20 protein-coding genes are annotated in these 12686 nt (G+C 62.5%); 11 read left to right on the forward strand and 9 right to left on the reverse strand.

The window, feature by feature from the left end:
- Window positions 1-1038: 1038 nt before the first annotated feature.
- The 4 genes from ACIBI6_RS37505 to ACIBI6_RS37520 are packed head-to-tail and all read left to right on the forward strand — an operon-like array spanning window position 1039 to window position 3252.
- Complete coding sequence (locus tag ACIBI6_RS37505; protein WP_396959723.1) at window positions 1039-1374, forward strand: WXG100 family type VII secretion target; 336 nt, start codon at window positions 1039-1041, stop codon at window positions 1372-1374.
- Window positions 1371-1676, forward strand: a complete 306-nt coding sequence (locus ACIBI6_RS37510) for a WXG100 family type VII secretion target (protein WP_396959725.1) — start codon at window positions 1371-1373, stop codon at window positions 1674-1676. Before ACIBI6_RS37505 ends, ACIBI6_RS37510 begins: the two co-directional genes overlap by 4 nt.
- The gene (locus ACIBI6_RS37515) at window positions 1673-2953 is read left to right on the forward strand and encodes a colicin E3/pyocin S6 family cytotoxin (protein ID WP_396959727.1); all 1281 of its coding nucleotides are present in this window, start codon (window positions 1673-1675) and stop codon (window positions 2951-2953) included. Before ACIBI6_RS37510 ends, ACIBI6_RS37515 begins: the two co-directional genes overlap by 4 nt.
- Before the next feature lie 2 nt (window positions 2954-2955).
- Window positions 2956-3252, forward strand: coding sequence for a DUF6980 family protein (locus tag ACIBI6_RS37520; protein WP_396959729.1), 297 nt, complete (start codon window positions 2956-2958; stop codon window positions 3250-3252).
- A gap of 90 nt (window positions 3253-3342) precedes the next feature.
- On the opposite strand, the gene ACIBI6_RS37525 is transcribed toward ACIBI6_RS37520, so the two are convergent.
- The 5 genes from ACIBI6_RS37525 to ACIBI6_RS37545 all read right to left on the reverse strand — a co-directional run bounded on the left by ACIBI6_RS37525 (window position 3343) and on the right by ACIBI6_RS37545 (window position 6289).
- Window positions 3343-3477, reverse strand: coding sequence for a hypothetical protein (locus tag ACIBI6_RS37525; protein ID WP_396959731.1), 135 nt, complete (start codon window positions 3475-3477; stop codon window positions 3343-3345).
- A gap of 243 nt (window positions 3478-3720) precedes the next feature.
- Window positions 3721-4239: a hypothetical protein gene (locus tag ACIBI6_RS37530; protein ID WP_396959733.1), complete on the reverse strand. Its 519-nt coding sequence runs from the start codon at window positions 4237-4239 to the stop codon at window positions 3721-3723.
- Window positions 4240-4297: 58 nt separating this feature from the next.
- Window positions 4298-4969, reverse strand: coding sequence for a DUF3558 domain-containing protein (locus ACIBI6_RS37535; RefSeq protein ID WP_396959811.1), 672 nt, complete (start codon window positions 4967-4969; stop codon window positions 4298-4300).
- A gap of 226 nt (window positions 4970-5195) precedes the next feature.
- Window positions 5196-5402 carry a DUF397 domain-containing protein gene (locus ACIBI6_RS37540; RefSeq protein WP_396959735.1) on the reverse strand — a complete coding sequence of 69 codons (207 nt, stop codon included), beginning with the start codon at window positions 5400-5402 and terminating at the stop codon, window positions 5196-5198.
- Window positions 5399-6289: a helix-turn-helix domain-containing protein gene (locus tag ACIBI6_RS37545; protein ID WP_396959737.1), complete on the reverse strand. Its 891-nt coding sequence runs from the start codon at window positions 6287-6289 to the stop codon at window positions 5399-5401. The genes ACIBI6_RS37540 and ACIBI6_RS37545 overlap by 4 nt, the downstream gene beginning before the upstream one ends.
- A gap of 289 nt (window positions 6290-6578) precedes the next feature.
- Here ACIBI6_RS37545 and ACIBI6_RS37550 point away from each other — a divergent pair, with 289 nt between their 5' ends.
- The 5 genes from ACIBI6_RS37550 to ACIBI6_RS37570 all read left to right on the forward strand — a co-directional run bounded on the left by ACIBI6_RS37550 (window position 6579) and on the right by ACIBI6_RS37570 (window position 8896).
- Window positions 6579-6722 carry a hypothetical protein gene (locus ACIBI6_RS37550; protein WP_364352378.1) on the forward strand — a complete coding sequence of 48 codons (144 nt, stop codon included), beginning with the start codon at window positions 6579-6581 and terminating at the stop codon, window positions 6720-6722.
- A 368-nt stretch (window positions 6723-7090) separates the two neighbouring features.
- Entirely contained in the window at window positions 7091-7765 is a 675-nt protein-coding gene (locus ACIBI6_RS37555) for a hypothetical protein (protein WP_396959740.1), read from the forward strand.
- A gap of 35 nt (window positions 7766-7800) precedes the next feature.
- The gene (locus ACIBI6_RS37560; RefSeq protein WP_396959742.1) at window positions 7801-8076 is read left to right on the forward strand and encodes a hypothetical protein; all 276 of its coding nucleotides are present in this window, start codon (window positions 7801-7803) and stop codon (window positions 8074-8076) included.
- On the forward strand, window positions 8073-8201 hold the full coding sequence (locus tag ACIBI6_RS37565) for a hypothetical protein (RefSeq protein WP_396959744.1): 129 nt from the start codon (window positions 8073-8075) through the stop codon (window positions 8199-8201). Before ACIBI6_RS37560 ends, ACIBI6_RS37565 begins: the two co-directional genes overlap by 4 nt.
- Before the next feature lie 164 nt (window positions 8202-8365).
- Window positions 8366-8896: a hypothetical protein gene (locus ACIBI6_RS37570; RefSeq protein WP_396959746.1), complete on the forward strand. Its 531-nt coding sequence runs from the start codon at window positions 8366-8368 to the stop codon at window positions 8894-8896.
- A 136-nt stretch (window positions 8897-9032) separates the two neighbouring features.
- Here ACIBI6_RS37570 and ACIBI6_RS37575 read toward each other — a convergent pair whose 3' ends face one another.
- From ACIBI6_RS37575 to infC, 4 genes are all read right to left on the reverse strand, one after another.
- The gene (locus ACIBI6_RS37575) at window positions 9033-9830 is read right to left on the reverse strand and encodes a TrmH family RNA methyltransferase (RefSeq protein ID WP_396959748.1); all 798 of its coding nucleotides are present in this window, start codon (window positions 9828-9830) and stop codon (window positions 9033-9035) included.
- Window positions 9831-9868: 38 nt separating this feature from the next.
- Window positions 9869-10249, reverse strand: coding sequence for a 50S ribosomal protein L20 (gene rplT, locus ACIBI6_RS37580; protein WP_364352405.1), 381 nt, complete (start codon window positions 10247-10249; stop codon window positions 9869-9871).
- Window positions 10250-10351: 102 nt separating this feature from the next.
- Entirely contained in the window at window positions 10352-10546 is a 195-nt protein-coding gene (gene rpmI / locus ACIBI6_RS37585) for a 50S ribosomal protein L35 (RefSeq protein WP_040689021.1), read from the reverse strand.
- A 61-nt stretch (window positions 10547-10607) separates the two neighbouring features.
- Entirely contained in the window at window positions 10608-11294 is a 687-nt protein-coding gene (gene infC, locus ACIBI6_RS37590; RefSeq protein ID WP_364352521.1) for a translation initiation factor IF-3, read from the reverse strand.
- A 335-nt stretch (window positions 11295-11629) separates the two neighbouring features.
- Here infC and ACIBI6_RS37595 point away from each other — a divergent pair, with 335 nt between their 5' ends.
- Together ACIBI6_RS37595 and ACIBI6_RS37600 are read left to right on the forward strand one after the other, a co-directional pair.
- Entirely contained in the window at window positions 11630-11974 is a 345-nt protein-coding gene (locus ACIBI6_RS37595; protein ID WP_364352409.1) for a DUF1844 domain-containing protein, read from the forward strand.
- Window positions 11975-12042: 68 nt separating this feature from the next.
- Window positions 12043-12663 carry a TetR/AcrR family transcriptional regulator gene (locus ACIBI6_RS37600; protein WP_396959751.1) on the forward strand — a complete coding sequence of 207 codons (621 nt, stop codon included), beginning with the start codon at window positions 12043-12045 and terminating at the stop codon, window positions 12661-12663.
- Window positions 12664-12686: the final 23 nt, after the last annotated feature.

Below are 12686 nucleotides of genomic sequence, written 5' to 3' on the forward strand. Positions count from 1 at the left end.
GCAAGGGCAACCATGCCGACTACCCGGATGCGCAAATCCGCTGCCGCGCGCTGCGCGCAGGACCGGCTGCCGCAATGGCGGAAAATGTTCACGACCTCAGTCCCCACTGAACCAAAGATACCCATTCCTACGGATAGCGGTTTCGGCGGCATCGCGCAATACGACTAGCATCTCCGCCTCTTTGTCATTGTTCGGCGACAGATTTGCTAGTTCGTCCAAGAGCATGGCCAGCTGCGTTGTGTTGAACATTGTGTCTGCGTGCGCGTGAAGACCCCGAAGCATTGAGCCTGCCGGAGCATTCCCGCGACACCTGATAAGCGTATCGTCCGCGTCCCCGTATACCAGGTCGATCCGTTCGTGGATTTGATTCTGAATAATTATATCGATTCCCAATTCAACTCCTAGCATCTACGGGATCGAATACATGGAAATAATACCGCCGAATCGGTCGGTAATGATCTTGTATCGACTGGTGGCGTAACCACCCAACTGCTCTGACACGCTGCCGATGACTTTACCGGCATCAACGCGTCGTAGTAGGTCTGCCAGTCGATAACCGGTAGACCCATGTACCTTATCCTTGGGAGAACATTTTGTATTGGTGTCGTGGGGCGGTGGTGTAGCGCGCGTGGGCGACCTTGGCCGCGTCGCTGATACCCTATCCAAGACCTCCTCCAACTCACCCCCTCGGTCGCCTGGGCGGGGATCACCGTGGAGGATGTTCGATCGAAGGATTACTTTCCGACCGGATTGGCAAGACCCTGCGTAGCCTGGACACCCTCGTCCTGGATGAGATCAAGTGGACGTCGTTCGGCTGGATTACAACGGAGCAGTTCGCCGAGTTCTACGTCGATCAGCACCTCTGTCGGAATATTAACGGTGGCTGGCTACTTGGGCACATATCTCCTATTGAGTGCATTGGCGCTAGTTCTACTACGAATCGAGCCACGACCAAACACCCCGACTGCGACGACGGCCCGGCGCTAGTCGAAACGGCGCAGTGGACACCGGTCGCAGTACGCCGTTATGGTCGAGCGCATGAGCAGTGGCGGGGGGCCTGTCGGATCTGGCCAGAATCTGTCTGTTGTGCCTGATGATGTGCAGGCGATCGGCCAGTACGTCTACAACATCGCCGACACCATGAAACAGGCCCTCGATTCCGCCGCCCGCGAGGTCGAGACCCTACTCACATCCGACTGGACCGGCGACGCGGCCGACGAGTTCTCCACAGGGTGGACCGAAACCCGTGACGGTGGAACACAACTCATGCAAGCCTTGACTTCCCTCGCCGAGAAGCTGGGCATCACCGCGGCCAACTACAAGAACACCGACACCGGCAACGCCTCCGGTATCTCCAGCCTGGATCTACCATGAGCTCCCAATTCAGTGTCGACCTCGACCAACTCGACCAGATCGTGTCACGCCTCAACGGCCTGGCCGGGTTCCTGCATGATCACCTCGACGAACTCGACCACAAAGTCGCCGCCTTGCACAGGGGCAGCTGGGAATCTGCAGCAGCCAGCGCTTATGCCGACGCCCACAGCCAATGGCTCGCGGCCGCACGAGAATTCGCCGAAGGCGTCGCAACCGTGAGCGACGCGGCCCAGAAAGCGCACGGCCGCTACACCCGCGCCATCGATGTCAACCGCCGCATGCTGCAGTCGGGACAGTCGTGATCGTCGACTGGCAGACCTACTACGACGCCGCCAAGAAATGCCACGATCTCGCCGACGACCTCCGCAAAGCCGACAAACCCGTCCATGACGCGGTCAAAGGCGAATGCGTCGGGATGGCCGGGGACGCCCCCGGCTGCCAACAGTGGGGTGAGGCCTACGACAAAGCCGCCCGGCAGACCATGCAGGCCTGCTCCAGCCTGGCCAACGCCCTCACCAACTACGGCGCCGTCCTGTATGCCATGGGCTACAACTACGCCGTCAGCAACAACTGCGATCCGCTACCAGACCGCCCTGTTATCAGCCAGGTCGGCGAGTACAAGGTCAGCATCCCATCGTCGGTGGGCAACAACGGAATCGGCTTCACCGACCACGGCGGCCTGAAGGAGTTCTTGGACAAACTCATCGCCAAAGTCCTCGCCGCCTTCGGCAAACTCCCCAACGGTGACCACACCAAACTCGACAAAGCCCACACCACCTGGAACACCTTCGCCAACCACGACACCATCACCGGCGCGCCCGCCCGCATCTCCGCCATCTCGGCTCTGTTCGACGGCATGGACGACCCCACTAACCGGCAACTACTCCAAGACCACTTCACCACCCTGAAAACCGGCGCCGACACCGTCGCTACCGCCTCCCAAAAGATGGCGGCACCGGTCAAGGACTATCACGACGCGACCGTCGCCCTCGGCGACGATAACGCCAGCGCGATCAACGCACTGGAACTGTCCATCAGTCTGATCGCCATCACCGCCGGGGTCGCGTTCCTGTTCAGCCTCGGCTCCTCCGCCGTCGCCGCAGCCGCGGCCATCGACGCCGACGTTGCCCTCACCATCAACGCGATCCAAACCTCCTACCGCGCCAGCCAAATGGTCCGCGTCATCGGCCTCACCAGCCTCGCGGCCGGCGCCGTTGGCACCATCGACGCCTTCCATGCTCTGCCCGCCGTCGACCTCGACAAAGCCATCACCAACCTCGCCGCCATAATTGGTATGACGGTATTTGCCGCTGACGACACACCGGATGATACGAACGAGCGTAAGGAGAACCCGCAAGGCCCGGGTGAATCTCCGGTCTGGAAAGATCTCAAGCCTTACCGGGGAAGAACCAGAACCAACGGCAAAAATGGCAAGGCGCGCGAGTACTACGAATGGGATTACACCCACAACGATATAGAAGCGTACGACAGCAAGGGAAATCATTTGGGTTCTATTGACCCGATCACCGGTAAGATATACAAGCCTGCAGTTCCCGGACGAACGATACAAGTGGGGTAAAATTGTCAACCAATCGGCTCCGCCATACCTGCGAAGGAATGGATGCCTGGCTCGCCGATGATTCGATTCCTATCGGATATGATCCAAAATTTCGGGAATACTACATTGCCATTCCTGATCAGGACAGCCGTATTGTGATGAACTGCTGTCCATGGTGTGGCGCACGGTTACCCTCCAGCCTGCGCAGTGAATGGTTCGAGCGCATCTTTGCTCTAGAACTTGATGGTCCGGAAGATCCACGAGTCCCCGAAGAGATGCGATCTGATGCATGGTGGGCCGAGGATGGGCCCGAGACCTGAGACAGGATTGCCCGTCACAATTCCGCCAGCGCTTGACCTGCGGCGGCTGATCGTGGTGTCGCTCACGGAAGCCGGTCGGGCACAATCAGATCACGGTATACCAAGCGCCGTGTTCAGCCGGTCGTCCGGCGCGGCAGCTGGCGCACGAAGTCGACGATCGGTTCCGCCGGGACGCATGTCGATCACCACGGTGATTACCATCACGTCGAACAGGTTGACGCCCATCCCCCATCGACAACGTCGTCATCCACGGTACAGGGCGAACTTTCGGCCTACCGCAAGTCGGCTACCCGAGTGTGTTTACACTGACGGCCGCAGCCCACGACGCTGGGCATGAGGCCGCGCCCGACTACATTGGTCTGGATACCGCACAATGCATTCATCGCGGTGTCATTCCCGAAAGAACGCTGAATCGGAAGATCGTCCTTGATCGTGCTGGCCAGCACGACCTTGGATGATACGAATCACTCATTTCGAGGCACCGACTGCCGGGGCTGAAATCACGCCTAGTTGCGTCGGTGTACCGATCTGGCTGGCATCTACATTCGCCTTCAACTCGTTGTAGCGAGCGGCGAATTCTTGATCCTGCTCGACGTATTTCTGGGCGATTGTGCGGTGGAGGTTTTGGATGTCGTCGATGATGTCGTAGTGCTGTTGGAGGATGTCGTAGACGTTGTTGTCCGAGTCGGTGGCTGGATCGACGATCTTGGCCTTGCCGCGGAAGCGAGCCACCAGTGTTGCGGCCGAGGTCATGCCATCTGTCGTCTCGCCGAGCCCCCAGCTTTTTCGGTCCGCGATCGATTTCGCGATCGCTTGGAGTGCACGGATCTCGTCTTTGAACGCCTGGCAGTCGCGTTCGATGTAGACGAACTCGTCGGCGTTTACGCGCACTTCGTTGCTGAAACTGACGGTCAGCTTGCCGTCCTGAGCGTCCTTGATCGCGCTGGCCAGCGGACCTGCAGACGGTGTGGTCGTATCGCTACTCATCGTTGATCTTCCTCCCCAGTGGTCTTCGATTTTGAACTCGCCGAAGGCCGGTACAAGTCTAGAGGGTGGCAGGTATCGCTGGAACGATCCCGTCCGCGAGACGCTTAGCGATGTCGCAAGAGTGCTGGGAGGCAGTCAGTTTGGCCGAAGGTGGGTTACTGATACTGACCTCGAGGCTCCCCCCTTTCATCTCGACACTCAGGAGGCAGTGCTCCTTCAGATCGTTCTGCTCGCTTGGGCTGTAGGTAAGTGCCGCCCGCCCGCCCACGTTGAACTCCTCGGCGACCGTAAAGTCCTTGTTGGCTCGCACCATCGCCAAGGTGATAGTGGTGGTGTCGATCGTGCCGAAGTATCCGTCGGACTGAACCCAGATGCAGCCCCGCCACTTGAAGCCGCCGGGCCTGTCTGTGGTGTCCGCCCCCTTGTTCTTCAGCTTCTCCGACTGAATGAGAGCCTGCGGGAGATCTTTACACGCGTCGAACCCTACTGGTACATCCGCCGCGATGGTCGGCGTCACCGATGCACTGTTCGTGCTGCCCTTCGACTCCCCACCGGAATTGCACGCCGAAATCAGTATGATCAGCCCCGCACCGAGAACCACACTCCGGACCACCCCACTCCAGCTGGCCATCTCGCCCTCTCGTACCGGTGCCATCCCAGGCCTGGGGCCGGACCGGCTTCCCCGCCCCCACAAAGCTCGCCTTGACCGTACCGGCCAGGTCACCACCATGCAAAGGCGTGGGTGATCCTGCAGAGCGAGTTCTATAGAGCCGCGCACGTCGACAACGATGACGCACGCCGCGACGCTGCGGTTGCTTCGGATGTCGCCATCGTCAGCCGAAAGATGCACGTCCACTTACCGTCGCCGACGCGCGGCTGTCGAGCCCTGAGAAAGAAATAGCCCCAGGCGACGAAAAGCGCCTGGGGCTCATTCGGTTTCGTGTGTCGACCGCCGATCAGGCGCGATCGAACTCGCCTTCTTTGACAACCGCCGCAAAGGCATCCCACTCCGCGGGACTGAAAACCAGCGCCGGACCAGTGCGATCCTTGGAGTCGCGCACGCCAACCATGCCGCCGTTGAGGTGTGCAACTTCCACGCAGGCCTGGGCGTCCTTGCTGCGGCTGGATTTGAACCACTTCGCCCCGGATAGGTCGATGCTCACCCTTCGTACTCCCTTGCTATCTGGGCCACCAGTTCCCTGGATTTCCCCTCATCCAACGCGACACGCCGGATGCCCGCAAGCCCGGAGCGATACTGGTGAATCTCCGACTCACGTTCCAGGTAAAGGGCACCTGTGTACCCATCCACGTATACCAACGGGGGCTCCGACAGGTAGGCGGTCGGATGTTCAGGGAACTCCAGCAAGACGAAGCTCCCTATCTGTAGGCCGATATGCATTCCCGCGCTGAGCGGTACGACGCGAATCGACACGTTAGGCATCTGAGACGCCTCTTCGAGGTGGCGCAGCTGGCGTCCCATGACCGCCGGACCACCGATCGGGTACCGCAACGCCGACTCGCACAACAGAGCCTGCACAGTAAAGTTCTGGCTATCGTCCCGAAGCCGCCCTTGCCGCCGAATCGTCAACTCTACGTTGCGCTCTACCTCGGTCGGACTGGCCTGCGGCTGCAGCGCCCAGACACCGGCGCGTCGATAATCGGCGGTCTGGAGGAGACCCGGCATCAGTGTGAGCTGAAAGGTCGTAAGCTCGCTGGCAAACTCTTCCAGGCCGATGAACAGGGCGAAGACTTCTGGAATGACATCCTCGTACGGGTGCCACCAGTTCTTCTGCTCGGCCAGCTCCACGAGACCGACAAGGACCTTCGTCTCGTCCGATGCCGCTCCATACAGCTGGCAGAGCGCTTGCACATAAATCTCTTTCAGCTTCGGTCCCTGTTGTCCGGTTTCGATCCGCCACAACGTTTGCGCCGATACCCGAATGGCCTGCGCCGCAACCTTCGGCGGTACGCCCGATCCTTCCCGCAACCGCTTGAGCGCTCGGCCGAGCATACGACGCGGCAGAGTGGAACCCGTTGAACCGATGGACATTCCTTAGCCTCGCTATCGGGTGATGTCGGTTTGGAATAAGTTTGCTCCTCGCCGTGGAATTTTGGAACAAACTTGGTCAAATCACGTGCTGGAATCTTCCACCGCTGTGCTGAGAAGCGTACTACTGAAATCACCCCAGGTAGCCGGGATGTACCCGTTGCCTCAGCGAATCACTCTGTCGCACAGCTAGTTTCGGCCTCGGCTACCGGGGATTCCAGACACTCACACCCACGTTCGGAGTCTCCGTATGCATGGCCTGCCCGTAACGAACCACAGCGAATTGCCTGTGATGACAATCGAATACGCCCACGCGACGATGCAGGCCCATCTGGACTGCGCGGCGTCGATGTGCCCGGTCAAGGCGCAGGCGAAGAAGCGGCTGATCGAGGCCGGGCGGTTGGTCCCGGCTGATGTTCCACACCAGGGGTTCTGATATGGCCGCCGATCCCATCGAGCACCGATATCCGAGCCATGCGATGGCACCGGCGCAGATGCATCGGGAGATCTCCCTCGCCCTACACGCCGACTGCACGGTAGGGACGTGTGAGATGTTGCGCGGCTGTTGGACAGGCCTGATCGAAACGGGACATCCGCACCCCACCGATTCGCCCGCCGACTGCCCGGCCTGCACCAGACCCTCTGCCTGATAACAGATCTCCGAAACCGGACAACCGACGGGTGCTGTCCAGTGCCCGCTCTGTTCGTCGTGCTCACCAACCCTGTCTTATGGAGTGCGGGTGATCTATGCCGTGGGGAACTCCACACCGATCCGGGCGCGGAGAACACCAGTCAGGATGGCCGGTGACCACCCAAGCCCCGAACCACCGCCGATCTCGAGCGGTGGACCGCGATTCGGCCCTGCCGCAACCGGATCCGTTCATCGGTCGACCGGCCGTCTACAACGACGGACCAGCCGATGTGGTCGAACGGTTCGCGGACGCGGCCCCCGCGAATGGGCGAATCAGCCTGTGCCCACACAGTCGTCCCGGAGCCGAGGGCCGCATCCCCGGCACGGGCATACCAATGGTTCGTCGCAGCTCCGCCGCCGGGATGATGCCGTGTTCGCATCGGCATATCGACCATTCCGCCAAACCGCCCGGTCGGTGGCGACTGCTCCTCGGCGGCGGTGCTTACCAATACACGATCAGGAGGACAGCAAGGAATGAGCCCGGACATGGATATCTGCCAGCAGTACACGCCGTGGCGATCCACATCCGCCGATGCTTACGAGAGAAGGCCGAAATCCGCCCGCTTCGAACGGCCAATGGGCCGCAGCGCGTGATCGAGACTCGTTGTCACGCCGAGCGGCTGAACTGTCGCTATTTCGTTGACCCCAAGCCACCGGCGGCGCCCGGCCCCGACATGCAGACCTTGCTCGATGTCCTGGATGGACTGACCGATCCCGGTGCGGATGCCGCGGCACTCGCCGCACGGCTCACACCGACAGCCGCACCCCCCGACGCAAGGCAGCGATGAGGCCGCGTCCGACCGCGCTGGGTTGGATAGACCCAGTGGTCACCGAAATGCCGGAATGGGATGCCGCGCAGGTGCGGCGGCTGGCGCGGCGGCTCGGCTACGCACTGGTGTGGCCGCCGGACATCACGCTGGTGCCACTGGTCGACCAAGTTCGGGGCGCGGATGTGGATGCGGTGATCATGCCGTCGCCGCTGCACATGGATGTGCTGATGTTGCATGCGGTGATGTGTGTTGCGGATGTCGAAACTGTTGCTCCGCGGATGTCTTTCGCTCGATGGACTGCGTTCTCGTCGGGGAGGCGAGGACGATGAGTTGGAGTACGGCCGGGCTGATGCTGGCGGCTGGTGTGCCGTTGGCCGTGTTGGTGTGGGCGGTGTGCTGGCCGGTGCAGGTGTCCCAGCGTAAGCCCAAGCAGAAGTGGCGCGGAAGTGAATAGCGAAGACCCACAAGGGGTTTTAGCTTCTATATGGCAGTTGCCGGATCGGACGAGCGCATGGAAGCCACGCGCGCCAACGCGGCCTACGCCGTAGTGTGGTAGTTCTTCGATTCATGCCATAGCTTCGATTCGGTGGCTTACTGCGGGTTGCTCGAGGAGATGGTATGGGGCGGTCCCGGAAAATGATCGGCCCGATGTCGCTGGTGTGGACGCTGGGTGCCGCGGTAGCCGCGGTGGCCTTCATGGCGGGCACGCTGAACCTGGGTGCCGCGATAGCCCGGTGGACCGGTTCGCAAGTCGCCATGGCGCTGTTTCTTCCGGTGAGCGTACTGCTGGGCATAGGTGGGTGGATGCTCGTGCTAGCCGCCGCATGGCGGCTGCGCCGGAATTACCTGCGGCGGGCCGGGATCGCGATGTCCGCGCTGGTGGTCGAGTCGGATCTGCGATACAAGTACCGTTCGGGCACGCTCAACTTCGATTTGTGGCGGGTGCGGGTCGAAGTCCAGTTCCCGCACCCGGACTCGGGTGCGGATGCCCGCGTGCAGAAGCAGTACCTCTACCCTCAATTCCGCGAGGTCAAAGCGCGAGCACTGGCCGAGCGACTGAGCGTCGGCTCCTCGGTTGCCGTTGTGGTCCACAAGAATTCCGCATTGTTCGACATTCCCAAACGGCCCGTATGGACCGATATCTGGTGACCGTCGCTGACTTCGGTTGGGCCCCGTGTGATGGTTCGCCCAACCGCTGTGTGTATCGCCGAGTCGAGGGGAGGAAGTACAGGCACGCTGAGTACGAGCCCCGGCCGGAGCGTTCCGCTGTGGGTTGGCGCCCGACCTATTTCGTGTGCTGGACCCGCGCGCTCGCGTACAGGCAGATAGCGGCTGCAGCGGCCAGGTTGAGACTCTCGGCGCGGCCGTGGATCGGGATACGCACCCGGTGGTCGGCCCGGGCGGCGACTGACAGATCCAGGCCGTGCGCCTCATTGCCGAACAGCCAGGCCACCGGACCGGCCAGCAGTTCGTCGGCGTCGTCCAGGTCGACCTCGCCCTTGGCTGCGGTGGCCAAAACCGTAATGCCCGCGGCCGCAACGGCATCGAGCACCTCGCCGATATCACGATGCCGTGCGATCGGCACATGGAACAGACTGCCCGCACTCGCGCGAACGCATTTGCCGTTGTGCGGATCGACCGCATCCCCCGCCAGCACAACGCCATTCGCGCCCACCGCATCGGCGACTCGTATGAGAGTCCCCGCATTGCCGGGTTCGGCGATCTCCACCGGAACGGCGAGCAGCGTCGGCCGCTCAGCCAATACGTCCGCCAGCGGCACGTCAATGTGATCGCACACCGCGACAAGCCCTGGCGCGGTGACGGTTTCACCGAGGTGTTCGGCCGCGCGCTCACTCACCAAGGTGGTGCGCACACCCGCGGCGGCGGCCCCGGCGATCAGCGGATTCTCCCGCGTAGCGGCGTGCATCGAATAGAACAGCTCGCGCACCCGACCGGTTTCCAGCGCCGCCGCAACGGAATTCGCGCCCTCGGCGAGGAACTGCCCGGTCTTGCGGCGCTGTGCGGCGCGCTGGAGCTTGACAGCGGAAACGACCCGCGGATTGTGCTCGGAGAGCGCGTCCACGGGTCGTTCCGAATGCTGTGTCGTCACGCAGGTGCGGATCAGGCGGCCGGTGCGTTGACGTCCTGCGGGAGAGCGGCCTTGGCGACGGCGACCAGACCGGCGAACGCCTCGGCGTCGGAGACGGCGAGCTCGGCGAGGATCTTGCGGTCTACCTCGACACCGGCGACCTTGAGGCCCTGGATGAAGCGGTTGTAGGTGATGTCGTTCAGGCGCGCCGCGGCGTTGATGCGGGCGATCCAGAGCTTGCGGAAGTCACCCTTGCGCGCCCGGCGGTCCCGGTAGGCGTAGGTGAGCGAGTGCAGCTGCTGCTCCTTGGCCTTGCGGTACAGCCGCGAGCGCTGACCGCGGTAGCCCTTGGAGGCCTCGAGAACGGAACGGCGCTTCTTCTGCGCGTTGACGGCCCTTTTGACGCGTGCCATGGGTCAGTCCTTTGTCGATCTAAGGGGCGCATGCGTGGCGCCCGGATGTTTGTCGGTGGTCGGCGTCCGGAATCCCGGTCGCGCGGGGCTGGCCTGAAAGTCTCAGAGACCCAGGAGGCGCTTGACGCGAGGGACGTCAACGGACGCGACGGCCTCCGTGCCGTCCAGACGACGAGTCCGGCGGGTGGACTTGTGCTCGAGCAGGTGGCGACGGTTCGCCTGCTGACGCAGCAGCTTGCCACGGCCCGAAACCTTGAATCGCTTCGAGGCGCCGCTGTGGCTCTTCATCTTCGGCATGGATTCCTCTATCTGTCTCGTACCGGTGGTCCGCGTCGAACCACCGGTTCTCTGATCGGTATTACTGCGGTTCGGCCGGCGCGACCTGTTCGGCGGCCGGTGCGCCCGCAGCAGGTGCGGGAGCGGCAGGCGCTTCGGTGGCGGCGGGACGCGGTGCCCGCGAATCCTCCTGCGCCTTCACCCGCGTCTTCGCACCCTTGTGCGGCGCGAGGACCATGGTCATATTGCGACCGTCCTGCTTGGCGGAGGTCTCGACGAAACCCAATTCGGCGACGTCGGAGGCCAGACGCTGCAGCAGCCGGAAGCCCAATTCGGGGCGCGACTGCTCACGACCGCGGAACATGATCGTCACCTTGACCTTCGAGCCGGCCTCGAGGAAGCGAACAACGTTGCGCTTCTTGGTCTCGTAGTCGTGGTCGTCGATCTTGGGACGGAGCTTCTGCTCCTTGATAACGGTCTGCACCTGGTTCTTGCGAGACTCGCGCGCCTTCTGCGCCGTCTCGTATTTGAACTTGCCGTAGTCCATGATCTTGCAGACCGGTGGACGGGCATCCGGCGCGACCTCGACCAAGTCGAGATCCGCCTCGAGGGCGACGCGTAGTGCATCTTCAACACGCACGATCCCAACCTGTTCACCACCTGGTCCGATGAGTCGGACCTCAGGAACGCGGATGCGATCGTTGATGCGGGTCTCAGTGCTGATGGGGCCTCCTAGGTCAAGCGGTGTCGTCAGACGACCGCACGCAATAACGGCAACCCCTTTTCAACACAAAAGCCCCGGTGCGGTATTCCGCCACGGGGCCCGAGTCGACCGGCCTTCGACCACGAGCAAGCTCGCGTCGACCTTGTCCGATGATCCCGTGAGAGATCCCCGCACAAGAAACCCGCCTCGAAAGGACGGGGGACCGGACCGTTTAACCAGTACGATCGCTCGTCGGCAACGGTGGGAGTCGGGCTCCACTTATTGGCCCCGAGCAAGCCCGGGGCGGTCGTCAGCGGAAAGTCTAACATTCCCACTCGCTATCGCCGAATCGCCCCGCCCCGGCGACCGCGCCCGACTACCACGATGCCATCCTCGTTCGTATGAGTGAGCCCGACCCGACCGACGTCCGCGAGCTGGCCGAGATCCCTGCGGTCGAGATCATCAGCCGCGCCGCGATGATGCTGATGAGCGCGGCGGCAGAGAAGCTCGGGCTCGCCGACGAGGATCCGGACAACAGTCCGCGCCGCGATCTGGACGAAGCTCGTCGTCTGATCACCGCGCTCGCCGGGCTGGTCACATCGTCCATCGAGTACTTCGGCCCGCATGCCGGTCCTTACCGCGACGGCCTGAAGTCGCTGCAACTCGCCTTCCGCGAGGCCTCGGCACATCCGGATGAGCCGGGCAAGGGTCCGGGCGAGAAGTACACCGGCCCGGTCTACGCGTAGCAACTCCTCGAAATTTTGCCCAGCGGGAAACATTGCCCGCCGGGCAATTTTCGTCGTACTCTGGTGTCATGCCAGATGAGCAAGTCCTCGGCCTTCGTGAGCGCAAGAAGCTCGACACCCGCAAGGCACTCAGCAATGCGACGCTCGAGCTGGCATTCGAACACGGACTGGCCAATATCACTAGAGAGGACATAGCCGCCCGCGCGGGCGTATCGGTCCGGACCTTCAACAACTACTTCACCGGTAAGCACGAGGCGCTGGCCTACCGGCAGACCGAGCGGATCCAGCGCAGTCTGATCGCACTGCGAAACCGGCCCGCGGACGAGCCGCTGTGGATCGCGATCACCTCGGCGGTCCTCGAACCACTCGAAGCCGACGGCGCCGGAGACCACCCGCCGACCGCGCGCCAACTGGCGGTCATTCGCGAATTGCTCGAGGCACCCGAGACCCGAACCGCGGTGTCCAAGGCGGTATCCGACGACTGGATCGAGGCGATCGCGGCACGCACCGGAACCGACGCGGCCCGCGATCTGTATCCACGTCTCGTCGTCGGCGCGATCGGCGCGATCTACCAGGCCGCTACCGCGACCTATGTGTACGCGGATCCGCCGGTATTGCTCACCACACTGCTACGACAAGCCATCGACGAGGTAGCCGCGGGACTTCCCGCGCCTTCCGTCGGCGACTGACTCACCGCACACTCACTTTCAAA

The sequence above is a fragment of the Nocardia sp. NPDC050412 genome (assembly GCF_044458825.1).
Taxonomy (GTDB): domain Bacteria; phylum Actinomycetota; class Actinomycetes; order Mycobacteriales; family Mycobacteriaceae; genus Nocardia.